The organism is Actinomadura sp. 6N118 (assembly GCF_044326415.1).
Lineage (GTDB): Bacteria > Actinomycetota > Actinomycetes > Streptosporangiales > Streptosporangiaceae > Spirillospora.
Window position 1 is genome coordinate 56870 of sequence record NZ_JBIRAZ010000007.1, and the last position, 22461, is coordinate 79330.

The window sequence follows — 22461 nt, forward strand, 5'->3', positions numbered from 1 at the left end:
CGTCCGTCCCCGCGTCGGAAGGGGATAGTCATCGCGCGGGAGGTGGCCGGGTGGCCGAACCGAACGGGATCGAACCGAACGGGATCGAACCGAACGGGATCGAGGCGCGCGGGGTGTTCCGCGCGTTCGGAATGGTGCCCGCCCTGCGGGGGCTGGATCTGACCGTTCCCTACGGGCAGGTGACCGCCCTTGTGGGAGCCAACGGGGCGGGCAAGACCACCCTGCTGCTGATCTTGGCGACGCTGCTCGCTCCGGACGCGGGCCGGATCAGCGTGGCGGGCCATGATCTGAGCACGCATCCCGAGCAGGCGCGGTCGGCGCTCGGCTGGATGCCGGACACCTTCGGGGTGTACGACCAGCTCACGGTCGACGAATACCTGGCGTTCTTCGCTGACGCGTACCGGCTGCCGAAGGACGAGAAGCCGCGCCGCGTCCGGGCGCTGCTGTCGCTCGTTCACCTGGAGGACCAGCTCGGACGGCCCGTCCATGGGCTGTCGCGCGGGCAGAAGCAGCGACTGGGCGTGGCCCGTGCGCTGGTGCACCGGCCCCGGGTGTTGTTGCTGGACGAGCCCGCCTCCGGGCTCGATCCCCGGTCGCGCGTCGAGCTGCGCGACCTGCTCCGCTCACTGGCCGCGGACGGTGTGGCCGTCCTCGTGTCGAGCCACATCCTCAGCGAGCTGGAGGAGATCGCCGACCGGGTGGTGCTGGTCGCCCACGGCCAGGCCGTGGGCGAGCACCGGATGGCCGACCTCATCGCGTCCGGGCCCAACGGGATGGGACGCGCGCGCTGGCGCATCAGAGCGATGGAGGGAGTGGAAGGGGGCTCCCTCGCGGCGCGGCTGGCCGCCCGGCCCGGTCTCGGCGAGGTCGGCGACCTGCCGGGTGGCGCGGAGGTCGGTCCCCTGACGGAGAACGAGGCCGCCGATCTGCTCGCGGCGCTGATCGCGGAGGGCGTGCGCGTCGTCGCGTTCGGACCGGTCGGAAGCGCGCTGGAGTCCGCGTACCTCGCCATGACCGAGAACATGTCGCAGAACCGGAGGTAGCACGATGACAGCGCACGGAATGACAGCGCACGGAATCGGCCTCGTGGCACGGCAGGAGATCCGCACGCGGCTGCGGACCGGGCGGTGGAAGGCGCTCCTGACGGTGTGGGGCGTCGTCGTGAACGGCCTCGCGGTGCTCTTCCGGCTGGCGCTGGAAAGCTCGGAGGGCTTCGACTGGGGCGACGAGGAGGGCGTCATCATGTTCGGCGGCGTGCTGCTCTCGGTCCTGGTCCTCACGTTGCTGGTCACGCCGGCGCTGAGCGCGCAGACGATCAACGGGGACAGGGAACGCGGCACGCTCGCCACGCTCCAGGTCACGCGGTTGACGGCGGGCGAGATAGCGCTGGGCAAGCTGGTGGCGGCGTGGGGGACCGGGCTCGTGGTGCTGGGCCTCACGCTGCCGTCCCTGTTCCTGCCCGTCCTCGAGGGCGCGATCGGCGTGGGGCGCTTCGTGGTCGTGGTGCTCGTCGCGGGCCTGCTCATCGGCATCGTCTGCGCGATCTCGCAGGGCTGGTCGGCGCTGCTGGCGCGGAGCATCACCTCGGTACTGATGTCGTACATGACGGTGTTCGGGCTGCTGGTGGTCACGCCGATCGTGTTCACGCTGGCGATACCGCTGACGGCGGCGCCGTCGGACACTGAGCACGGCACGTATTCGAAGGAGCACACAGAGTACGTGTGGTGGCTGCTCGCGCCCAACCCGGTCGTGATCCTGGCCGACGCGACGCCGCGGTTGCCCAAGAGGCACAACAGCATCGGCTACCAGAGTGAGGAATCGGACCCGCTCGGTGACATCGGCCGGTCGGTGCGGGACGCCCGTGCCGGGAGCGGCGGAGATGAGGATTCTGTGGGGCCGGTCTGGCCGTATGGGCTGGGGTTCAACCTGATGCTGGCGGGCGGCGCCCTGTGGGTGAGCGCACGGCGGCTGCGTGCCCCGGCGCGGACCCTCCCGGAGGGCATCCGGGTGGCCTGATCAGGGCGTCAGTGCAGCGCGAGCGCGGTCACAATCGGATGACGTGGCTGTTCGCGGCCTGTCCCATATGGTGAATGATCGGTAAATTCCCGGAGAACGTTGCCTGACGAAGGAGAATCCGGGATGGATCGGCGTCATTTCCTGGCCGGTGGAGCGACCGTGGCGGCCGGAGCGGCGCTGACAGCGGGACCGTTCCAAGGGGTCCTCGCGCACACGGAGCAAGCGGAGAAGGTGAGCAACGGCGGCGTGCCCGCGCGGGGCCGCGCCTACGGGCCACTGCGCCCCGTGCGCGACCTGCGTGACGGCGAGGTCCGGCTGCATCTGCCTCAGGGATTCCGCTACCGCTCGTTCAACCCGGCGGGCTCCACGCTGGGCGACGGCACCGTGACCCCCGGCAAGCACGACGGCATGGCCGCCTTCCGTGGCACCCGCGGCTCGGTGATCCTGGTCCGCAACCACGAGGTGAACGGGCCGGTCGGCGCGTTCGGCGACCCGGCCAAGGCGTACGACTCCGCTGCGGGCGGCGGCACCTGCACTCTGCGCGTCACCCCGTACGGCGAAGTGCTGGACTCCCGCGTCAGCCTGGGCGGCACCCAGATGAACTGCTCGGGCGGCCCGATGCCGTGGGGCAGCTGGGTCACCTGCGAGGAGACGATCAACGGCCCGGACGTGGGCAACGACTTCTCCGGCGGCGACAACAGCAAGCTCAAGCAGAAGCACGGCTACCTCTTCGAGGTCCCGACCAGCCGCCGGGTCACGCCGCGCCCGATCCGCAACGCAGGCCGCTTCGCGCACGAGGCAGCCGTCTGCGACCCGCGGACGGGCGCCATCTACATGACCGAGGACAACTTCAACTTCGCCTCGGGCTTCTACCGCTACCTGCCGCCGAAGAACCCCCTCCGTACCGGCCGGCTCCTCGACGGCGGCCGGCTCCAGATGCTCGCGGTGAAGGGCAGGCCCGGGGCCGACCTGTCGCTGGGCCAGCCCAGGAACGCGGTGTACGAGACGACGTGGGTCGACATCGACGACCCGGACCCCACGTTCACCGGCAAGCCGAGCAACGACGAGGCGATCCAGGCCGTCGGCAAGCAGGGCCGCGCGGGCGGCGGCGCGCTCTTCTCCCGCCTGGAGGGCGCGGTCTACGACCACGGCGTGGTCTACTTCGTCTCCACGCAGGGCGGCGCGCCGGTCACCCAGCCGCCGCCTTCCGGCTTCGGTGACGGCCGGGGCCAGATCTGGGCGTACGACACGCGCAGCGGCAGGCTCCGCCTCGTCGTGGAGTCACCCGGCGCCACCTGGCTCGACCTGCCGGACAACATCACCCAGAGCAGGCGAGGCGCCCTCGTCCTCTGCGAGGACGGCGACGGCGACAACTACCTGCGAGGCCTCACGCAGCGCGGGAACCTCTTCGACTTCAGCCGCCTGGAGCCCATCAAGGAGGACGGGGGCGCCGAATTCGCCGGCTCCACGTTCTCCCCGGACGGCAGGACGCTCTTCGTCAACATCCAGTCGAAGGTGGGCATGAGCTTCGCGATCTGGGGCCCCTGGCACCACGGCCCCTTCTGACCTCGCCCGCCCGGGAGCCGCCCAGCGGCCGCCGGGAGTCGCCCTGGGAAGACGGCTGCGCGGCGGCACCGGGGCGCAGTTACTGGCAGATGCACGGTTCGGCGCGCATCGCCTGCGCCACGGGCCGCCGCGCCCGGACGTTCAACGAGATCTTCGACCAGGAACACGCCGCGGCTGTCGCCACCGGGCCGCCCGCAAGGAGACGTGTTGCCGTTCGGCCGGATGCTCCGCGTACGCGCCGTCCGAGATCCCTCTCGCTGCTCGGTGCCGTGGGTGCGGGCGTGGTCGTGGGGTACGCGGGGGGACGGGTTGTTCAGACGGCCGGCGGGATCCTCGGGTCGAGGACGCCGGACTTGACACTGTTGGTGAAGCCGAGCCAGCCGGCTTCAGTGAGAATAAGGATCGCTGCTTCGCCGGAATCCGGTTCGCCGCGAACCCCTACCTTCCGGCCAGGGAGCCTGCGTACCTCCACACAGGTGTTGCTGGCGCCGCAGTGCCGACTCTTGACCCATGGACTCTGGGATGCCTGCTCAGCTCGCATCCCCACCTCCTGACGGGGTTGGACCGACGAGGACAGGCGTCGTTGCCAAGCAGGTTCTACCCACCGTCCACCGAGAATATTAGCGGGAGATCGATCCGCCTGGTGATAACACGGAGAGCGATCAAACGGAGAGCAGGACTTCATTCGAGTCAGGGGAGAGTCAAGGGTCTGATGCGACAGGCGCCCGTCAAGTGAATGTGGGACGGGCGCCCTCACTCAGCGTGTCCTGGTACTAGACACTGAGGTCGAATTCGCCGCTCTTTGCTTGCGTTAGGAACGTGCGCCAATCGTGTGTACTGAAACTCAGGATTGGCCCTTCGGTGCCATCCTTCGTGTCCCGAGTGCCGATCTGTCCATTCGGGAGTACGCCCACCTCAACACACGTCGCACTTCCGCCACATCGTGTGCTCTTCCGCCATCTGGCGGAGTTTGCGACCAAGGCTGACACCGACGATCCTCCAGGGTTTTTTTGTCCGATTCGAGCTGCAGGCACCTTGCCTGATAACTCCGCTATGGCAGTGAAAGCCGGTAGCCGGAGTCGCTCAAAGTGACTTCGCGCCCGGACTTTACCAGTTGAGCCGTCGCCACTGCGAATGGCGTGGCCGTGTAATGGCCGACTACTCCCGCGGCTTGGTCCACCAGTCTCTGGTTTGGTCTAGCAACAGGCGGGATTCTTCGGGTGGCAGTGCGGTCTGGCGCATGTGGTGATGGGCGAGTCTATACATATTGGTCTCTCGCTCGTCCTCCAAATAGTGCAGGGTGAGGCTCTCGGTGTGGACGGTGTCGGGAAAGGGGGCATCGTAGAGAGGTGGAAATTCGAGCAGTGTGAACGAGCCGCCCAGGATTCTTTGTTGTGCATCGAGCGGTAGCACCAATATTTCCACATGCGGCAGTGTCGACATCCGAAGGAGATGGGAGACCTGCTCGATCATCACTGCCGCGTCGCCGATGCGTCGCCGGAGAACGGCTTCGTCAAGTACCACCTGCAGCTCCAGTGGGCGCGGTTGGCGCTCGACCACTTGCTGACGGCGCATGCGAACCTCGATGCGTCGTTGTATCTCCTGAGGTGTCAGCGTGTCGACGATCTGCCAGCCGCTGATGACTTCGCGAGCGTAAGACTCTGTCTGGAGCAGTCCGGGAACGACGAGATTTTCCCAGCAGAGGGCTTTGCGCGCGTCCGCCTCAAGCGCGATCAGCTGGGCGTATTCGGGTCCAATTGATGGAAAGGCCTCCCACCAGCCCTTTTCTGCCGCGTCCTCCGCGAGTGCAATGAGCTCGTCGTGGTGCGGCCCGTTCACCTCGTAAAGGCGCAGGAGCCGGCGGACGTCGGAGATCCGCGCACCGGTGCGCGCATTCTCGATCCGGGACACCTTCGCCGTGCTCCACGAGAGCTCGGCTGCGACGTCGTCTCCCGTCAGCTGCCGCTCCTCGCGGAGCCTGCGCAGCTCGGCCGCCAGGCGCCGCTGCCGGACGGAAGGACGTGGGGATGCGCTCATGGCTGCGGTCTCTCCCGCCCAACGGGTTGCTTTGTGCGCAGTCTGCCCCGGGAGGGGGGCCACGACGCAAGCCGGGTGGCGATGTTTCTACGGCGTCGAAGGATTCGTCGCCGTACATGACACTGTAACTTGCACAGCAACCTACGGATGTTCACAATCTAACCAAGCGGCCGATCATCAAAACGGCCGGCGTCCGACCGGGTCACAAGCCCGGCCGACCGAAGGCAGGCAACGGGGCCTCGCCGGGTCATCCGAGATCACAACCACGTGGTCTTCCCTCGAAGGTTGCCGGCCGACCGGCCGGAGAATGGAGGGGTCCGGTGGACAATCTCCCCCTGCACCGGAGCATCCTGGCCGTCGACATGGAACGGTCGACGAGCCCGCTCCGGACCAACCCGATCAAAGGTGAGCTGCGCGGCCACGTCTACCGCATGCTGGACCAGGCCATGGCCTGCGCCGGTATCGGCCCGCGGCAGCGCGACCCGTTCGAAGACCGCGGCGACGGCGTGCTCGCGCTGATCCAGCCCGATGACGGCGTCCCCAAGACCTACCTGCTGAGCCGCCTCATCCCCGAGCTCGCCCGGCAGCTGGTCGACTACAACCTGGGCCTTCCGCCCGACGAACGGCCGCGCCGCGGCCTCCGTCTCCGTGCCGTCGTGCACGCCGGCGAGATCCACCGTGACGCGTACGGCTACTTCGGCGAAGCCCTCGACGTGGCCTGCCGTCTCCTCGATGCCCGGGCGCTTAAGAAGTGCCTCGAATCCGTGCCGGCACCCCTCGTCCTGGTCGTCTCCGAGGAGATCTACCAGACCATCGTCAAGCACGGCTACGGCGGTATCTCTCCGGAGACCTACCAGCCCGACGTCCGCGTCAAAGTAGCCGGTCGCCGCCGCCAAGGCTGGGTCCACGTCCCTATCGAAGCGCTGAAGCTCATAACCGAGACCCAGCACTTCACCGGCCTCGACCACACCGCCGCCTAACACCCCAGCCATTCCGGGAACGGGCTCAATTCGAGCCCTCATCATCCCCTCGTCACGGCAGGTCGTAGACACCTTGCTTGGTGTGTGAAAGGAAGTCCCGGAACGTTTTTTGGTCGAGGAATAGGATGGGGCTGGCATCGCCGAGCACGCTGTCCCGGGCACCTGCGATCCCCGAGGAGAGTGGCGCTAGTTCGACACAGCCATTTGTCGCCTGGCAGGCTTGGGCCTTCTGCCACTGCGGAGATGCCGGGGAAAGTCCTGAGTGTCTGGACTCACCGTCGAATTCATCCTCCACTGTCGCCTGCATGGCTTTCCCCTTCGCCTAGTCGAGGCGAAGGGACCCCATCTCAGGAGCTCCTAGGGCAGAGCTCAAGAAGGGGTGGCCTGTTGCATGCCCCGACCTGAATGAATGGACGAATATACGTCGGCATGCACGTGCCGACTGCGGGGAAGACTAGTGGGCTGGGAGTCGCACCGGCAACGTGGCGCGCGTTACGTCCTTGGTCAATTTTGTGGACACCGCCAGTCGGTTTGTATCAACCCAGAAGCGAACTTCGTAGACGAAATTGCAGTTGTGGGCCCGTACGATCCGTCTATCTCCTTTAGGCGGCAGTGGGAGGTTGGGAGCAACTCTCAGACGGCGGTTGATGGATCCAGCCGTAGCGTGTGAGACCGCACACTCTGACCTCGACAGCGCGCTTGTAGGTTTCCGGGCAGATCCCGTCGTAGCGATGGAAGATGATCGCTTCGTAGATCTGCTGGGACACAACAAGCACGAGCGGTGCCGTGGTCTCGCGCAGCACTTCACGGACCACCTGCGAATCCAGCAGCCGGATGGCGGCGTCGATCTCGGCTCCGAAGGGGCCGTGGTCATCGCACAGCAGATCGCCCGCATGCACCACGGCGCGCATGCGAAGCTGCCGTTCGGCACGTTCGGCCGGAGGTAGAGCGGCGTTGTACTCCGTCAGCAGGCGCGTCAGCACCGGGATGAGCGGCATCAGAAGGCGCGATCTCGGGACCTCGTCCACCGGGTGGACCAGCACGAGCACCCCGTCACCCCGGTCTGCGATCGGCTCACAGTGCCGTTGGTCGATCCCGGCGGCTTTCATCGCCTCGCGCAGGAGGTGGTAGAGCTGGTGCCGCAACTCGACCTTGATGAGGTTGGTGCGGGCCGACGAGCTTTCGAGGTCCAGGGCCAGGATGCTTCGGTGCAGGGGGCCGCGGAGGTTGATCAAGGTGCCCTCCCATCCAGGCCGATGCTCCCGCCCGGCCCGGCAGAGACTGAGGAAGGTTTGCCACCTGGGTGGCAGGCCCCGATAACAGCATCGTCGCCGTTAGCGGGCGTCGCTCGCGTGATCCGCCCCGGCAGAGGGTGCCGGTTCGGTTTACTCCCCTTATGGTCTATGTATGACCGATCAGGACGTCCTGTGCAACATGCACGGCCGCATGCAGTCAGGGGTTAAGAAGAATCTATCCTTGTCGTGACATGGACGGTCGAAAATTGCACGACCAATTGCTCATACCATCGGAAGATGATGGAATAACGTGACAATGCAACGTGCAGTGTCAGTTGCACTGTAAGACAATCCAACACATCCCAGACGACCAGACAACTGGACAACCCGTGGCCGGAGACCATTCCCGGCCTGTCGTGGGGGGGAGTCGGCGGTGCCCACGTCGCGAGCTCCGACCGTTCGCCAGCGCAGGCTGGGGGCCGCGCTCCAGCGGCTGCGCAAGGAGAACGAGCTCAGCGCGGATGATGTCGGCTGGCGGCTGGGCTGGTCGGCCTCCAAGGTCAGCCGGATCGAGACCGCGCGCATCGGGGTCCGCGAGTCTGATCTCAGACGGCTGCTCAAGCTGTACCGGGCGACCGAGCACATGAGGGCCGAACTGCTGGCTCTGTCGCACGAAGCAGGGAAGAAGGGCTGGTGGGCCGACTTCCCCGAACTGCGCGATGACCTGGCCACGTTCATCGCGCTGGAGGACGAGGCCGATCAGGTCCTCACCTTCGAAAGCCAGGCCGTCAACGGGCTGTTGCAAACCGAGGACTACGCGCGGCGGCTCATTCTCGGGTGGGACGAGGTGATGCCGCGTCCACCGGCGGCCATCGACCGAGATCTGCAGGTGCGGATGCGACGGCAGCAACTGATCGCGCCGCCGCGTTCGCTGCGGTTGACGGTGGTGCTGGACGAGGCCGTGCTGTTGCGGCGCGTCGGGGACGCGACCGTGATGCGACGGCAACTGGAGCGCCTCGTCGAGCTCGCGGGGCTGCCCAATATCGAGCTGCTGGTGTTGCCCTTGGACGCCGATCACGGCGCTGGTCTCAGTGCGTTCACCTTGCTGGAGTACGCGCCTGCGTACGAGGTCACGTTCCCCGCGATGGTCCATACGGAGAGTCGTACCTCGAGCCAGATTCAGGACGAGACGGTCACGCATGAATACCGTCGCGAGTTCCAATGGCTTGTCGAACGCAGCCTTGACCAGAGTCGCTCGGTCGAGTTCATCCAACGGGTCAATGCGGAGCGATGGGCGCGCTGAGGCCGGCGTGGCAGGGTGGGCGCGGCGGCATGTCTCACTGAGCCACGACGGGGGCATTACGACGGCGGTCGTGATCGCTGAAGGGGAGTCTGGATGAGGTACGCGCACGAAGTCGGCAAGGTACGCGCCGCCGAGCAGGCGCTGATGGCGCGGTTGCCGGAAGGCACGCTGATGCAGCGGGCCGCGGCGGGGCTGGCTGCTGTCTGCGCCGGGTTGTTGCCGCGGGTGTACGGGGCGGATGTCGTCTTGCTCGTGGGCGGCGGTGACAACGGTGGCGACGCTCTGTACGCCGGAGCACGGCTGGCCAGGCGGGGCGCCCGGGTGACCGCTGTGGCGGCCGGTTCGAAGATCCATGAGGAGGGGCTGGCCGCGTTGCGGGGAGCGGGCGGGCGGCTGGCGGACGATGCCGGGATCGAGGGCGCCGATCTTGTGATTGACGGGCTGACCGGGATCGGCGGGACCGGGGGATTGCGGGAGCCGTACGCGACGTTTGCGCGGCGGGCCTCGGAGGCTGACGGGATCGTTGTGGCTTGTGACGTCCCCAGCGGGGTTGACGCGAGCAGTGGACGGGTGGAGGGCACCGCTGTACGGGCGGATGTGACGGTCACGTTCGGGACCCATAAGCCGGGGCTCTTGATCGACCCGGGGGCGGCATATTGCGGTGTCGTGGAGCTGGTCGATATCGGGTTGGACCTGCCCGATCCCGATGTCGTGGCGGCTTGGCCGATGGATGTCCGGCCGCCCGAGCCGGGGCCGGAGTCCGACAAGTACCGGCGGGGCGTGGTCGGGATCTTGGCCGGCGGCGATGAGTTCACCGGTGCCGCTGTGCTGAGCGTGGGCGGGGCTGTGCGGGGCGGTGCGGGGATGGTCCGGTTCGCCTCGGTGCCGCACGCCGTGGAGGTGGTGAGGCATCGGTGGCCGGAGGTCGTCACCGCGGTGATCGAGCCTCGGGACGGCCTGGATGGGGTCGGGCGGGTGCAGGCATGGGTCGTGGGACCGGGACTGGGGACCGGCGCGGACGGTGAGGCGCTGGTCGAAGCGGCCCTGAGCACCGATCTGCCCGCGCTGGTGGACGCGGACGGACTGACGATCCTGGCGCGGCGGCGGGACCTGTTGCGGCGGGAGGCTCCGACCGTTCTCACGCCTCATGCGGGGGAGCTGTCCCGGCTGCTCGGCGTGGAACGGGAGATCATCGAGGCGAGACGGCTGGAGCATGTCCGGCGCGCGGCGGCCGAGCTGTCCGCGATCGTGTTGCTGAAGGGGTCGACGACCCTGGTGGCCGAGGAGGATCGTCCGGTACGGGTCAATCCGACGGGCACGCCGCGGCTCGCCACGGCGGGGACCGGGGACGTGCTGTCTGGGCTGATCGGGGCGTTGCTGGCGGGCGGGATGCAGGCGCTGGACGCCGCGGCGGCCGGCGCCTACCTGCACGGGCTGGCCGCGCGGCTCGCCTCGGCAGGCGAGCCCTCCGACACGCCGATCAGCGCGTTCGACGTCGTCACCGGGCTTCCCGACGCCTTCCGCAGCCTCACCGGGTGAACCTGGCGGCGGGCGACCGGGGGAACCTGGCAGCGGGCGATCGCGTCCAAACGGGGTAAGGAACGTAATAGGGGTTCACGCGGACAGTGCGGTCATGGGCCGGGGGACAGCGGGGGAACACATCCCATGCACTGCCCATGGACCGGCACACTGGGTAACTATGAGGAGTCCAGCACAGGCGCGCATCGATCTCGCCGCCATCAGCCACAACGTCTCCCAACTGCGGGAACGGGCAGGCGGCGCCGAGGTCATGGCCATGGTCAAGGCGGAGGCGTACGGCCACGGGCTGGTGCCCGCCGCCCGCGCGGCGCTGGCCGGCGGGGCCACCTGGCTGGGGGTCGCCAAGCTCGCTGAGGCGCTGGAGCTGCGGCGGGCCGGGATCACCGGGGTGCGGACGCTGGTCTGCCTGGGCGTGCCGGGCGAGCCGTACGACGAGGCGATCGCGCTGGACGTGGATCTGACCGCGGGCACGCCCTCGCTGGTCGAGGAGATCGCGGCGGCAGCCGAACGCGCCGGGAGGCCCGCGAGGCTGCAGCTCAAGGCCGACACCGGGATGGGCCGCGGCGGGTCGACGCCGGCGGACTGGACCGCGCTCGTGGAGGCCGCGCTCAAGGCCGAGGCCGCCGGGCATCTCCGGGTGGTGGGGCTCTATTCGCACTTTGCCTGCGCGGACGACCCCGGGCATCCCTCGATCGCGAACCAGATCGAAGTCTTCACAGAGCTCGTCGAGCATGCCGAGAAGGCGGGGATCCGGCCGGAGATCAGACACCTGTCCAACTCCGCTGCCATCCTGACGTTGCCGGAGGCCCGCTTTGATCTCGTGCGGCCCGGCATCGCCATGTACGGGCTGACGCCCGTGCCGGCGCTCGGTACGTTCGGGCTGCGGCCGGCCATGACGCTCACCGCCGACACGGCCGTGGTGAAGCGGGTTCCGGCGGGCAGCGGCGTCTCGTACGGCCACACGTACGTCACCGACCGGGAGACGAACCTCGCGCTGGTGCCGGCCGGATACGGCGACGGGATCCCCCGGCACGGCTCCAACCTGCTGGAGGTGTTCGCGGCCGGCCGGCGTCGCCGGATCGCCGGGCGGGTCTGCATGGACCAGTTCGTCATCGACCTGGGGGACGACACGCTGTCCGCCGGGAACGAGATCATCTTGTTCGGCCCGGGGGACCGGGGCGAACCGACCGCCCAGGAGTGGGCGGACACGCTCGGCACGATCTCGTATGAAATCGTCACCCGCATCGGTTCGCGGGTCCCCAGGGTGTACGAGGGCGGCGCGTCGTAAGGGGCGCATCGTAAAAGGACAGGTCAGACAATGAAAAGCAGCAACAAGCGCAGGATCGGCGCAGTCGGCGCCGTGGCGGGCATCGGCGCGGCCGGTGTCGGAGCCGCGGTCGGGCTGCGGCACCTGGCGGTCGGCCGCGTCCGGCTGCGTCCCGACCCGGACGCGGGCGAGCCGTTCGGCGAGCTCCGCGGCCGGGAGCTGACGGTGCTGGCCGACGACGGCCTGCCGCTGCACGTCGAGATCGACGGCCCGGACGACGCGCCGCTGACCGTGGTGTTCTGCCACGGTTACACGCTCAACCAGGACTCCTGGCACTACCAGCGGCGCGACCTGGCGGCGAAGGGCGCGAAGCTGCGGATGGTCTTCTGGGACCAGCGCAGCCACGGCCGCTCGGGGCGCAGCAAGCCCACGCACGCCACGATCGACCAGACCGGCGCCGACCTGCACGCGGTGCTGCGTGCGACCGTCCGGCCGAAAGAGCCCGTCGTGCTCGTCGGGCACTCCATGGGCGGCATGTCGATCATGGCGCTGGCGGCAGACCACCCGAAGCTGTTCGGGAGCCAGATCAAGGCCGTGGCGCTGGTCAACACCTCCTCCGGCGAGCTCGCCGAGCTGACGCTCGGCCTGCCGCTCGTGCTGGCCAAGGTGATCCGGCCGCTGGCGTCGGGCACCCTGCGCGGCCTCGGGCGCCGCGCGGCGCTCGTGGACCGGGCGCGGGTGTACGGGGCCGACATCGCGTTCATGGTCACCCGCCGGATGGCGTTCGCCGACAAGTACGTCAGCCCGACCGTGGTGGACTTCCTCGAGCAGATGATCAGAACGACCCCGATCGACGTGATCGCGGAGTTCTACCCGTCGCTGGTCTCCCACGACAAGTCGGCCGCGATGGAGACGATCGCCAAGGTGCCCGCGCTCGTCCTGGTCGGCGGCGAGGACCGGCTGACGCCGGCCGAGCATGGCCGCCGCATCGCCGAGATCCACCCCGACGCGGAGCTGATCGAGGTCGGCGACGCCGGCCATGTCCTGCCGCTCGAATACCCGGGTGTGGTCACCGGTGGACTGCGCCGTCTGGTCGAACGAGTCCTGCCACGACGCGAGGAGCGCACCGCGTGAGTGAGCCGCTGAACCTGGCCGTGCCCACTGCCGAGGACATGTGGGACCTGGGGCTCCGGCTGGCCGGGCTGGTTCAGGCCGGGGACCTGCTGGTGCTCACCGGCGACCTCGGCGCGGGCAAGACGACGCTCACGCAGGGGATCGGGGAGGGGCTCAAGGTACGCGGGCCGATCACGTCGCCGACCTTCGTGATCGCGCGGGTGCATCCCTCGTTGTGCGGCGGGCCGCCGCTGGTGCACGTGGACGCCTACCGGCTGGGCGGTTTCGCCGAGCTCGACGATCTCGACCTGGACGCGTCGGTGGCGGAGTCGGTCACGGTCGTGGAATGGGGCGAGGGACTGGCGGAAGGCCTGACCGAAGATCGACTAGAAGTGATCATTTCTCGCGGGCATGACGAGGGATCCGAGGAACGGTCGGTGAACATCACCGGTGTCGGCGGGCGATGGGCCTACCTGCGGGACGATCTGGCCTGATGCGGCCTAGGCGATCTGAGAAACACTCGCGATTTTCCGTAAGTGGGACCGAGCCACTTTACGGTTACATGTCGTACTCTTTGCCGAACGAACCACACCTTCGCGACATAGCGGCTTTTCCTCGGGCGGGAGTGGACCGGTGAGTGGGAATCATCGCAGCGGGAATCACCGCACCGACGGCACGGACAGCGGCGCGTACCGCCATGCCGGGCTCGGCCCACGCCCTCCGGCGGGGAGCGGCGGCTATCCGGCGCGCGAATCCGGCCCCCGCCGACCCATCCGTGACACCGGCCCTGGCGGCCCCGGCGCCCCTCGCGACACCGGCGCTGGCGCGGCTAGTGACACTGGCGCGGGCTCCGGTCACGGCTCGGGCTCCGTTCACGGTTCGGGACCTGGCTCCGTTCACGGCTCGGGACCTGGTGCCGTCCATGGCTCAGGACCTGGCGCCGTCCATGGCTCGGGACCTGGCTCCGTCTACGGCACCGGGCCTGGCTCCGTTCACGGCACGGGGCCTGGCCCCATCCGCGACACCGGTCCCAGTGCGATGCGCGAGACCGGTCCCCGCCCCATGCGCGACGTCGGATCCCGCCGCACCGGCAGCGGAAGCCACCGCGTCGTGCGGAAGAAGCAGTCGAGCCGCCGCTGGGCCTTCGTCCTGGCGGGCGTGGTGGCCGGTGCCGCGGCCTGCGTGCTGGCGGCATTCGTGATCATGAGCGGGGGCGGCGTGGGGGAAGGCGCGCACAGCGGCGGCGAGGTCGCCAACAGTGGCGCCGCCGACACCACGCCCCAGACCACGGGCGAACGGTCGCTTGTGCCCGACGCGTGCCAGCTGGTCGGCAACGAGCTAGCGGGCAGGCTCGCGCCCAACGCCGACCGCACCCAGGCCGACAACTACCAGAGCAACGACCGGCAGAACCAGTGCGTCTGGGGCGCCTACACCGGTGACCGCAAGCGCCAGCTGACCGTGGAACTGCGCGCGATCGTCGCGGCGGGCGGCCAGAGCGCGACCGACGCCGCCCGCGCCTCGTTCGACGCCGAGCGCAAGGCGGACGAGTCCGGCAAGGCCCTGCTCGCGGTCCAGGAGCTGACCGAGAAGCGCCGGCTCACCGATGTCGGCGACGACGGCTACGTCGTCTACAGCGTGAACGACAGCCAGGGGTCGAGCGAGGCCATCGCCAACGTCCGCGTCGGCAACGTGCTGGTGACGATCCACTACTCGGGTTCCAACAAGGGATCCCCGCTCAGTGAGTCCGTCGCCATCGACGGCGCGCTGGAAGCCGCGAAGAGCGCCGTCACCGGCCTCAACGCCAGCTGAACGCGCCCCTGGTGACCTGCGGGGTGTCCCGCGCGGGCCCCACCGCCTGTCACGGGCACTAAGCTTTTAGTTCGTGCTCGTCTTGGCTTTCGACACCGCGACCGCCGCCGTCACCGTGGCGCTGTACGAGTGGTCTCCGGGTGAGGGGATCGTCGGCCGCGCGGCGGCCGAGGCGGTCGACCCGCGCCGGCACACCGAGCTGCTCACCCCTTCGATCGCGGCCGTGCTGGCCGAGGCGGGGGCGGCACCGGAAGACCTCAGCGCGCTGGCGGTGGGCGTCGGCCCCGGCCCCTACACCGGGCTGCGCGTCGGCCTGGTCACCGCGCGCGCCATGGGCGAGGCGCTGCGCATCCCCGTGCACGGCGTCTGCACGCTGGACGTCGTCGCCTGGGCCTCGGGCCGGATGACGCCGTTCGCCGTGGCGACCGATGCCCGGCGCAAGGAGGTCTACTGGGCCCGTTACGACTCGGCGGGCGCCCGTTCGACCGAGCCCGCCGTCGGCCCGGCCACCGACGTGCGCGACGGCGCTCCCAGCGATCTGCCGGTGATCGGCGAGGGAGCGGCCCTGTACGCCGACGTGCTGGGCACACCCGGCCAGGACCCCGCGCCGCTGCTGCCGACGGCGACGGCGCTGGCGGAGCTGGCGGTGACCCGCCTATCGGGCGGCGCCGGGCCGGAGCTGCTTCCGCCCGAGCCGCTCTACCTGCGGCGTCCCGACGCCAAGGAACCCGGCCCGCGCAAGAAGGTGACGCCCTCGACGCCGCCGAGCGGAGTGCGGCCATGACGAAGTACCTGCTGCGCGGCATGACCGACGAGGATCTGCCCGCCGTCCTGCGGCTGGACCAGGAGCTGTTCCCCGAGGACGCGTGGAGCGAGGAGATGTTCCGCGGCGAGCTGGCGGACCAGCCGCGCACCCGCCACTACGTGATCGCCGAGTCCGGAGACCGGGAGATCATCGGTTATGCGGGCCTGTCCGCCGCAGGCGGGCAGGCGGACGTGCAGACCATCGGGGTGCGGACCGGCTGGCGGGGCGCGGGCATCGGCGCAGCGCTGCTCACCGAGCTGCTCGACGAGGCGGCCCGCCGAGCCAGCGAGGCCGTCTTCCTGGAGGTGCGCGCCGACAACGACTCGGCGCGCCGGTTGTACGAGCGGTTCGGCTTTGAACGTGTCGGCGTCCGCAAGCGCTACTACCAGCCGTCGAACGTGGACGCCATTGTGATGCGCCGCGAGCTCCGTGCGGTTCGCCGTGCGCCTGTCGGCTTCTCCCGGGAGCAATCATGATCCGAGACTCCGAGCCCCTGGTGCTGGGCATCGAGACCTCCTGCGACGAGACCGGCGTCGGCGTCGTCCGCGGCCACACTCTGCTGGCCGACGCGATCGCCTCCAGCGTGGAGCAGCACGCCAGGTTCGGCGGTGTCGTGCCCGAAGTGGCCTCACGGGCCCATCTTGAGGCCATGACTCCGACCGTGGAGCGCGCGCTCGCCGACGCCGGGGTGGCGTTCGAGGACATCGACGCGTTCGCGGTCACCGCCGGTCCGGGGCTGCCCGGCGCGCTGATGGTCGGCGTGGCCGCCGCCAAGGCCTACGCGCTGTCCCTCGGCAAGCCCCTGTACGGGGTGAACCACCTGGCCGCGCACGTGGCCGTCGACCAGCTCGAACACGGCCCGCTGCCCAAGCCCTGCGTGGCCATGCTGGTCTCGGGAGGCCATTCCTCGCTGCTGCTGGTGCCCGATGTGGCCACCGACGTCCGGGCGCTGGGCTCGACCGTGGACGACGCGGCGGGCGAGGCGTTCGACAAGGTCGCCCGGGTGCTGGATCTCGGCTTTCCCGGCGGCCCGGTGATCGACCGGATGGCCCGCGAGGGTGATCCGGCCGCGATCGCGTTCCCGCGTGGCAAGTACGCCGACGGCACGTACGACTTCTCCTTCTCCGGCCTCAAGACGGCCGTCGCGCGCTGGGTCGAGGCCAGGGAACGCGCCGGCGAGCCGGTGCCGGTCGCGGACGTGGCCGCCTCGTTCCAGGAGGCGGTGGTCGACGTCCTCACCCACAAGGCGCTGCGGGTCTGCAAGGACAACGATGTCCAGGACCTGCTGATCGGCGGCGGCGTCGCGGCCAACTCCCGGCTGCGGGCCCTCGCCCAGGAACGGTGCGAGGCCGCAGGCGTACGGCTGCGGGTGCCGAGGCCCAAGTTGTGCACCGACAACGGCGCCATGGTGGCGGCGCTGGGCTCCGAGCTGGTGGCCTCCGGCAAGGCCCCGTCAGAGCTCGATCTGCCCGCCGACTCCAGCCTGCCGATCGAGCACGTGCTGCTCTAGTACGTGCTGCTCCAGCGCCGATCAGGTTTCGAGTTCGCCGATCAGGCTTCGAGCTCGGCCAGCAGGGACGCCAGGTAGTCCTCGATGAGTGGCACGTGGGCCTCGCTGATGGTCCGCCCGGGCTCCTCCGGGAGCATGTCCAGCAGGCACCGGACGTCCCAGGACGGGTCGTGCGGGTAGCCGCCGGACACCTGGTCGAACGCGGCCAGGAACCGGTCCGCCACGGGCTTCCCGTACCGCAGCACCAGGCTCAGCCGCATCTGCGCGATGTCGACGGCGACCGGGCCGTACGAGGCGTCCGACCAGTCGACGACGCCGGTGAGCCGCCCGTACGACCACAGCGTGTTGTCCGGCTGGTAGTCGCGGTGGATGAAGCGGGACGGCGCCTCCGGCGCGGGCCTGGACGCGACGTCGTACGCGCGCTCCCACAGCTCGGTGCGGTCCGCGTGCACGGGCGGTGTGCGCACACCGAGCCGGTTGTAGGGGACGTACGGCGGCATCGTGGACGCGCCGTTCAGCGCATGCACGCCCAGCAGCGCCGCCGCGAATTGGATGAGGTATTCGGGCAGGTCGTCGGGGGCCGGCCGGGGCGGGTGCCCGATCAGCCGGGTGATGAGCAGAGCGGGGGCGTCGCCGTAGGCGCCGGCGGGGTCGGCGGCGACCAGCGTGGGCGTCGGGATCTCGGCGCCGGCCAGGAGGGCCAGCGCGGCGATCTCACGTTCGGGGGAGAAATCCGAGCCGCCCCGGGGGAAGTAGGCGTCGTGCGGGCGGCCTGCGCCGAGGTCAGGAGGGCCTGCGGGGAGCCAGCGGCGGAGCACGAGCCGGTGGGCGCTGCCTGAGCGGCTCTCCACCAGAAGCGCGTGGTTGACGTGCGCGACGCCGCCCGCCAGTGGACGGATCATCCTGACCTCGGCGCCCTGGCCGAGGCACTCCTCGACCCAGCGCAGGGTGGCGCGGTTTGGCGGTGCGCCGATCGGAAGACAGGTAGCCGGGGTCTGGGTCACGAGGTCCATGAAAACGGATTCAGCTGGGTATTGAGAGTGATTTTGCAAAGACGGAACGTAACGAAACGCACGTCGTCGGCCTTTCTTGGGTGGAGGATCCTCCACCGTGCCGCCTTCGCGGGGGTCTCTTTGCGGTCTTCTCCAGTTCGCACCGTGGGCGTCGGCGGGGCGCCCACGTCTTGGGCGCCCCGCCCTTCCATGATCAATGAAGCTCGCCGCCAGGGCCGCCGCTAGTCCTTGCCCTCGCGGCGGGGGCGCAGCAGCGCCTCGGCCAGCGCCAGCATGGTCTCCTCCAGCGTCGAAAGCCGCTTGAGGACGTCCTCGTGCACCGCCGTCACCTGCTTGGTGACGTCGCCGTGGACGCTGTCGACCTTCTTGCCGACCTCCGTCTGCACGCCCTCGACCCGCTTGCCGACCTCCGCCTGCACGTCCGCGGCGCGGCGGGCGACCTCGTCGTGCATGCCGTCCACGCGCTTGGCGAACTCCTCCTGGACGCCGCCGACGCGCTTGGTGACGTCCTCGTGGATGCTGTCCACCTGCTTGGTGACGTCGTCGTGGATCCCGTCGATCCGCCTGCTGACGTCGTCGTGCACGCCGGTGACCTGGCGGGAGAACTCGTGGTGCACCGACTCCACCTGCTTGGTGACGTCGATGTGCACCGACTCGACGCGCCGGGAGACGATCTCCACCTGGGTGGTGAACTCCTCCAGGGCGCCGTCGACCTTCTTGGTGACCTCCTCGTGGATGCCCTCGATGCGCTTGCGCACGTTCTCGTGGACGTCCTCGAAGCGTTTGGAGAACTCCTCCATCCGCTTGGCGACGTCGCTGTAGGCGGTCTCGGCGATCTGGGACATCGTCGCCTTGACCTCGTCCCGGTCCGGCCGGGCGCGCAACTCCTCGATGAGCGGGTCGACCGCGTCGACGAGGTGTTTTTCCAGCGCGTCGAAGCGGTCGCTGTGGTCGAGCACCGGCCGCTGGACCAGCTCGGCCAGCTTGCGGTGCAGCTCGGAGATCTCCAGTGTGGCGGGGAGCTGGCCGATCCGGTCGTTGACGCCGTCGATCCGGTCATCGATGCCCTCGAACCGGCCGTCCAGCCCGTTCAGCTTGCCCGACAGCCCCTCGAGTCGGCCATCGAGCCCTTCCAGCCGTCCGTCCAGCCCTTCCAGCCGTCCACCGACCCCCTCGACCCGGCCGTTGACGGCTTCCAGGCCCTGCTCCACGCGCTCGGCCATCTCGCCCAGCGACTGGTCCACCCGCGTGGTGACCCCGGTGATCGAATGTTCGAGCTTCTCGGCCCGGTGCCCCAGCTCGGCCAGTGACTTGTCCAGCCGGTTGAAGCGGACGGAGGCCGCCTCCATGCTGCCCTGGAGCTTGTCCAGGCGCTTGGTCATCTCCTCCATCCGCTGCGATGCCTGCTGGGTGGCGTCGGTGATGTTCTGCGCGGAGTCCAGCACCGCCTGCAGCCGGGTGAGACCCTCATCGACGTTCTCGGCTACGACACCGACGTCGGCCCAGAGCGCCGGCAACTCGGCGACGGGCTTGACCCGCTCGCCCACCGCCTCGATGTGCTCGGCAAGTCCCTCGGCCCACTCCGGAGGTTTGCTGGACAGGTCGTCGACCTGCCCGCGCACGTTGTCGAGCTGCCCCGTCAGCCCGTTGAGTTCCCGCTCCCGGACCTCCCGGAGCAGCCACTCCATACCTTCCAGTCGCTGGCGTATCTCATCCAGGACCTGACCCTGTGAGCGCTGTTCATAGACGTGGTCCTGCGCCGCACGGGCGAGCAACTCCCGCATCCGGTCCGAGACCGGTTGACCCCCCGTCTGCAGGAAGTTGTGATTCGTTTCCACCCGATGCTCCTTCGTGTGCCGACGCGGCTAAATAACGCGCGGCAATGAATCGTGAGGGCCCAACCATAGTGCTTCTCCAGCGTGCCTATGAGAGGGAGCAGGGAACATTACGAGTTCTGTAGAATGCGCTTGTTTCCCGAGTGGTACGGAACGTGGCCGATCACAACGAGTGTGGTGATTCGGGTGTTCTGCTTAATTCCGGCGGTGGCGTCCCTCATAGTGCCGCCCGCCGTGCCCGTTGCTGGGCAGGGGCGGCGGCAGCGTGCAGCCGCAGGTCTCGACCAACCTGACCAGCTCGTACTCACCGATCAGTACCGCCCGGCAGGACATGCACTGCTCGATCAGGATGCCGTCACGCTGGTAGCCGACCATTCCCGCATGGCATTTGGGGCATTGCATGGCCACCTCCTGATCAAGCGGGGCCGTTTCCCGGCCCGGTTCATTCAACCTTGCCGGTCAGGCGTAAATGATAGTCCGCGCAATGCCGGAAAGTGCTCAGGATTTGCTCTGCCGTGGCGCGTTGCCCGTGGTCACTTGGTGTTCTCGGCCCGCGTGGAGATCATTGGGATTGATTAAGGGCGCTATGGTCTGCCGGGCGCGTCAGCAGAGCGATCGGCGCAGCGCCGACACGTGTCAGGACGAGCGTCATCTCTTTCGCCCCCCTGGGTGCCTTCCGCGCGAAGCCGAGGTCGCGCCGGAGCCGGTCGACGTCGACCGCCGAGCCGCGCTTCTTGACCGTCAGGACGCCGACCTCGCGGCGCCGCAGCTCGGCCTTCAGCCGCTTCAGCGAGAAGCCCAGCACGTCCTCGATCTCGTACGCGCTGGCGAACGGGGTCGGGACGAGCTCGTCGGAGGTCACGTAGGCGATCTGCGGGTCGGCGAGCCCGCCGTTCACCCGCGCCGCCACCTCGGCGACCAGATGGGCGCGGATCACGGCCCCGTCCGGCTCGTACAGGTAACGCCCCCACTCGCGTACGGCCGGATCGCCCAGCCCGGGCTCGGGTGTCAGTGTCTCGACCGTCAGCTTTTCTTCTGTAATCGGCTTTTCTTCTGTAATCAGTGTTGCGCGGCGGCGCACGTCCCCGGCCAGCCCGCCGAGCCACAGCGCGGCCTCCTTGACCTCGCCGCCAACCGAGATCCATTCGGCCTCGGCGCCGTCCGGCACCGCCTCGTGCGGGATGCCGGGCGCCACCTTCACGCACGCGCCGCCCGCCCGGCCCGCCAGCTCCAGCACCGTGTCCAGCGGCGGCTCGTACGACCTCGGGTCGAAGACCCGCCCCCGCGCCGTCCGCCGTCCCGGGTCGGCGAAGACCGTCCCGTACCCGCCCGGGTCCTGCCGCGTGGCGTCCCCCTCACGGACGGAGGCCAACTCGCCCAGCCCGAACGCCTCGATGTTCGCCCGAGCCACTGCGGCCGTCAGCGGATCGAGCTCGACGCCCACACCCGGCACCCCCGCGCGAGCCCGGGCGATGAGGTCGCCGCCGATCCCGCACCCGAGCTCCAGCGTGGGCCCTGTTGTGATGAACGAGGTTGTGGCGAACGAGGCGAAGCGGCGGGCTCGGTATGCGGCCACGGACGCCCGGGTGGACTGCTCCAGTCCAGCGGGGGTGAAGTACATCCGAGCCGCGTCCCCGCCGAATTTGGCACGGGCACGCTCGCGGAGGCGCACCTGGGTGAGGGCGGCGGCGACCAGGTCGGCGGGGTGGCGCTCACGGAGCCGGGACGCGGTGGTGATGAGCCCGTTCTCACTCAGGTCCGCCCCGGCCGCCTCGGCCAGAACCGCCTGGCCGGGTGAGGTGAGGAGGCTTGAGAACGCCGCGATGTCCATAGGGTGGACGGTAGCGCTGCGATGAACGGCGGAAGACGCGGCCGTTGACTGTGTTCGCCCTTGACCGTGTTCGTGTTGACGGGCTACCGGGGATTGCATAGTCTCCGGACTGGCACTCTCCAGGCGAGAGTGCCAACACAGCGACAAGGTCGGTCTGGCACCCGCGACGACAGGCCGGTCCAGGGTCGCCTCTTCTGCCACCTGTGCGGCCGGCCTCGCCGAGGTCGGCCGAGGACACCACGAAGGGGAGGTCAGATCGTGACGACCGCCACCAAGGTTGCTCTCAAGCCGCTTGAGGACCGCATCGTGGTCCAGCCGCTCGAGGCCGAGACCACCACCGCGTCGGGCCTGGTCATTCCTGACACCGCCAAGGAGAAGCCCCAGGAGGGCACTGTCCTTGCGGTGGGCCCGGGACGCGTCGACGACAAGGGCGAGCGCGTGCCGCTCGACGTAAGCGTCGGCGACGTCGTGCTCTACAGCAAGTACGGGGGCACCGAGGTCAAGTACAACAACGAGGAGTACCTCGTTCTCTCGGCTCGCGACGTGCTCGCGATCATCGAGAAGTAATCACCGAGACGTGATGCAACGCCCCGGATCCGCCC

Annotated in this window: 23 protein-coding genes and 1 pseudogene; 15 read left to right on the plus strand and 9 right to left on the minus strand. The window is 69.1% G+C overall.

The window, feature by feature from the left end; all coding sequences use genetic code 11:
• Positions 1–50: 50 nt before the first annotated feature.
• From ACH34W_RS19285 to ACH34W_RS19300, 4 genes and pseudogenes are all read left to right on the plus strand, one after another.
• Positions 51–1043 carry an ABC transporter ATP-binding protein gene (locus tag ACH34W_RS19285; protein ID WP_395962290.1) on the plus strand — a complete coding sequence of 331 codons (993 nt, stop codon included), beginning with the start codon at positions 51–53 and terminating at the stop codon, positions 1041–1043.
• Positions 1044–1062: 19 nt separating this feature from the next.
• On the plus strand, positions 1063–2016 hold the full coding sequence (locus ACH34W_RS19290; protein ID WP_395962291.1) for an ABC transporter permease: 954 nt from the start codon (positions 1063–1065) through the stop codon (positions 2014–2016).
• A gap of 123 nt (positions 2017–2139) precedes the next feature.
• Positions 2140–3582 carry an alkaline phosphatase PhoX gene (locus ACH34W_RS19295; protein WP_395962292.1) on the plus strand — a complete coding sequence of 481 codons (1443 nt, stop codon included), beginning with the start codon at positions 2140–2142 and terminating at the stop codon, positions 3580–3582.
• Positions 3579–3776: pseudogene (locus ACH34W_RS19300) on the plus strand (DUF6082 family protein); the annotation flags it as partial. The gene ACH34W_RS19295 and the pseudogene ACH34W_RS19300, both read left to right, overlap by 4 nt.
• Before the next feature lie 119 nt (positions 3777–3895).
• On the opposite strand, the gene ACH34W_RS19305 reads toward ACH34W_RS19300, so the two are convergent.
• The 3 genes from ACH34W_RS19305 to ACH34W_RS19315 all read right to left on the minus strand — a co-directional run bounded on the left by ACH34W_RS19305 (position 3896) and on the right by ACH34W_RS19315 (position 5619).
• On the minus strand, positions 3896–4267 hold the full coding sequence (locus ACH34W_RS19305; protein WP_395962293.1) for a DUF397 domain-containing protein: 372 nt from the start codon (positions 4265–4267) through the stop codon (positions 3896–3898).
• Positions 4268–4355: 88 nt separating this feature from the next.
• Complete coding sequence (locus ACH34W_RS19310; protein WP_395962294.1) at positions 4356–4616, minus strand: DUF397 domain-containing protein; 261 nt, start codon at positions 4614–4616, stop codon at positions 4356–4358.
• A gap of 124 nt (positions 4617–4740) precedes the next feature.
• Positions 4741–5619, minus strand: a complete 879-nt coding sequence (locus tag ACH34W_RS19315; RefSeq protein WP_395962295.1) for a helix-turn-helix domain-containing protein — start codon at positions 5617–5619, stop codon at positions 4741–4743.
• Positions 5620–5939: 320 nt separating this feature from the next.
• On the opposite strand from ACH34W_RS19315, the gene ACH34W_RS19320 reads away from it, so the two are divergent.
• Positions 5940–6599, plus strand: a complete 660-nt coding sequence (locus ACH34W_RS19320; protein WP_395962296.1) for a hypothetical protein — start codon at positions 5940–5942, stop codon at positions 6597–6599.
• A 52-nt stretch (positions 6600–6651) separates the two neighbouring features.
• Here the strand turns inward: ACH34W_RS19320 and ACH34W_RS19325 are convergent, their stop codons facing one another.
• Both ACH34W_RS19325 and ACH34W_RS19330 read right to left on the minus strand, forming a co-directional pair.
• On the minus strand, positions 6652–6906 hold the full coding sequence (locus tag ACH34W_RS19325; protein ID WP_395962297.1) for a DUF397 domain-containing protein: 255 nt from the start codon (positions 6904–6906) through the stop codon (positions 6652–6654).
• A 295-nt stretch (positions 6907–7201) separates the two neighbouring features.
• Entirely contained in the window at positions 7202–7834 is a 633-nt protein-coding gene (locus tag ACH34W_RS19330) for a hypothetical protein (protein WP_395962298.1), read from the minus strand.
• Positions 7835–8267: 433 nt separating this feature from the next.
• Here ACH34W_RS19330 and ACH34W_RS19335 point away from each other — a divergent pair, with 433 nt between their 5' ends.
• From ACH34W_RS19335 to tsaD, 9 genes are all read left to right on the plus strand, one after another.
• A complete protein-coding gene (locus tag ACH34W_RS19335) occupies positions 8268–9137 on the plus strand; it encodes a helix-turn-helix domain-containing protein (protein WP_395962299.1) in 870 nt (289 codons plus the stop codon).
• A 93-nt stretch (positions 9138–9230) separates the two neighbouring features.
• Positions 9231–10676, plus strand: a complete 1446-nt coding sequence (locus ACH34W_RS19340; protein ID WP_395962300.1) for an NAD(P)H-hydrate dehydratase — start codon at positions 9231–9233, stop codon at positions 10674–10676.
• A 160-nt stretch (positions 10677–10836) separates the two neighbouring features.
• Positions 10837–11964, plus strand: a complete 1128-nt coding sequence (gene alr, locus ACH34W_RS19345; RefSeq protein ID WP_395962301.1) for an alanine racemase — start codon at positions 10837–10839, stop codon at positions 11962–11964.
• Positions 11965–11994: 30 nt separating this feature from the next.
• Positions 11995–13077, plus strand: a complete 1083-nt coding sequence (locus ACH34W_RS19350; protein WP_395962302.1) for an alpha/beta fold hydrolase — start codon at positions 11995–11997, stop codon at positions 13075–13077.
• A 38-nt stretch (positions 13078–13115) separates the two neighbouring features.
• Complete coding sequence (tsaE, locus tag ACH34W_RS19355) at positions 13116–13550, plus strand: tRNA (adenosine(37)-N6)-threonylcarbamoyltransferase complex ATPase subunit type 1 TsaE (protein WP_395962711.1); 435 nt, start codon at positions 13116–13118, stop codon at positions 13548–13550.
• Positions 13551–14118: 568 nt separating this feature from the next.
• Complete coding sequence (locus ACH34W_RS19360) at positions 14119–14865, plus strand: hypothetical protein (protein ID WP_395962303.1); 747 nt, start codon at positions 14119–14121, stop codon at positions 14863–14865.
• 73 nt (positions 14866–14938) lie between these two features.
• Positions 14939–15649, plus strand: a complete 711-nt coding sequence (gene tsaB / locus ACH34W_RS19365; RefSeq protein WP_395962304.1) for a tRNA (adenosine(37)-N6)-threonylcarbamoyltransferase complex dimerization subunit type 1 TsaB — start codon at positions 14939–14941, stop codon at positions 15647–15649.
• Positions 15646–16146 carry a ribosomal protein S18-alanine N-acetyltransferase gene (gene rimI / locus ACH34W_RS19370; protein WP_395962305.1) on the plus strand — a complete coding sequence of 167 codons (501 nt, stop codon included), beginning with the start codon at positions 15646–15648 and terminating at the stop codon, positions 16144–16146. Before tsaB ends, rimI begins: the two co-directional genes overlap by 4 nt.
• Complete coding sequence (gene tsaD, locus ACH34W_RS19375) at positions 16143–17180, plus strand: tRNA (adenosine(37)-N6)-threonylcarbamoyltransferase complex transferase subunit TsaD (protein ID WP_395962306.1); 1038 nt, start codon at positions 16143–16145, stop codon at positions 17178–17180. Before rimI ends, tsaD begins: the two co-directional genes overlap by 4 nt.
• A 41-nt stretch (positions 17181–17221) precedes the next feature.
• Here tsaD and ACH34W_RS19380 read toward each other — a convergent pair whose 3' ends face one another.
• The 4 genes from ACH34W_RS19380 to ACH34W_RS19395 form a co-directional block, all read right to left on the minus strand.
• Positions 17222–18193, minus strand: coding sequence for a phosphotransferase family protein (locus ACH34W_RS19380; protein ID WP_395962307.1), 972 nt, complete (start codon positions 18191–18193; stop codon positions 17222–17224).
• Between the two features lie 221 nt (positions 18194–18414).
• A complete protein-coding gene (locus tag ACH34W_RS19385) occupies positions 18415–20031 on the minus strand; it encodes a hypothetical protein (RefSeq protein WP_395962308.1) in 1617 nt (538 codons plus the stop codon).
• Between the two features lie 192 nt (positions 20032–20223).
• The gene (locus tag ACH34W_RS19390) at positions 20224–20430 is read right to left on the minus strand and encodes a zf-TFIIB domain-containing protein (protein ID WP_151558844.1); all 207 of its coding nucleotides are present in this window, start codon (positions 20428–20430) and stop codon (positions 20224–20226) included.
• Positions 20431–20590: 160 nt separating this feature from the next.
• Positions 20591–21859 carry an SAM-dependent methyltransferase gene (locus tag ACH34W_RS19395; protein ID WP_395962309.1) on the minus strand — a complete coding sequence of 423 codons (1269 nt, stop codon included), beginning with the start codon at positions 21857–21859 and terminating at the stop codon, positions 20591–20593.
• Between the two features lie 255 nt (positions 21860–22114).
• Here ACH34W_RS19395 and groES point away from each other — a divergent pair, with 255 nt between their 5' ends.
• A complete protein-coding gene (gene groES, locus ACH34W_RS19400) occupies positions 22115–22426 on the plus strand; it encodes a co-chaperone GroES (RefSeq protein ID WP_225992920.1) in 312 nt (103 codons plus the stop codon).
• The last annotated feature ends 35 nt before the right edge of the window (positions 22427–22461 follow it).

Bases quoted from the DNA above. Each gene is read 5' to 3' on its own strand.
- tsaE (WP_395962711.1), top strand. From the start codon at position 13,116: ATGTGGGACCTGGGGCTCCGGCTGGCCGGGCTGGTTCAGGCCGGGGAC.
- ACH34W_RS19305 (WP_395962293.1), bottom strand. From the start codon at position 4,267: ATGAAGTCCTGCTCTCCGTTTGATCGCTCTCCGTGTTATCACCAGGCG.
- tsaD (WP_395962306.1), top strand. From the start codon at position 16,143: ATGATCCGAGACTCCGAGCCCCTGGTGCTGGGCATCGAGACCTCCTGC.
- ACH34W_RS19340 (WP_395962300.1), top strand. From the start codon at position 9,231: ATGAGGTACGCGCACGAAGTCGGCAAGGTACGCGCCGCCGAGCAGGCG.
- ACH34W_RS19315 (WP_395962295.1), bottom strand. From the start codon at position 5,619: ATGAGCGCATCCCCACGTCCTTCCGTCCGGCAGCGGCGCCTGGCGGCC.
- ACH34W_RS19350 (WP_395962302.1), top strand. From the start codon at position 11,995: ATGAAAAGCAGCAACAAGCGCAGGATCGGCGCAGTCGGCGCCGTGGCG.
- ACH34W_RS19325 (WP_395962297.1), bottom strand. From the start codon at position 6,906: ATGCAGGCGACAGTGGAGGATGAATTCGACGGTGAGTCCAGACACTCA.
- rimI (WP_395962305.1), top strand. From the start codon at position 15,646: ATGACGAAGTACCTGCTGCGCGGCATGACCGACGAGGATCTGCCCGCC.
- ACH34W_RS19380 (WP_395962307.1), bottom strand. From the start codon at position 18,193: ATGGACCTCGTGACCCAGACCCCGGCTACCTGTCTTCCGATCGGCGCA.
- ACH34W_RS19295 (WP_395962292.1), top strand. From the start codon at position 2,140: ATGGATCGGCGTCATTTCCTGGCCGGTGGAGCGACCGTGGCGGCCGGA.
- ACH34W_RS19360 (WP_395962303.1), top strand. From the start codon at position 14,119: ATGCGCGACGTCGGATCCCGCCGCACCGGCAGCGGAAGCCACCGCGTC.
- ACH34W_RS19395 (WP_395962309.1), bottom strand. From the start codon at position 21,859: ATGGACATCGCGGCGTTCTCAAGCCTCCTCACCTCACCCGGCCAGGCG.
- alr (WP_395962301.1), top strand. From the start codon at position 10,837: ATGAGGAGTCCAGCACAGGCGCGCATCGATCTCGCCGCCATCAGCCAC.
- ACH34W_RS19390 (WP_151558844.1), bottom strand. From the start codon at position 20,430: ATGCAATGCCCCAAATGCCATGCGGGAATGGTCGGCTACCAGCGTGAC.
- ACH34W_RS19290 (WP_395962291.1), top strand. From the start codon at position 1,063: ATGACAGCGCACGGAATCGGCCTCGTGGCACGGCAGGAGATCCGCACG.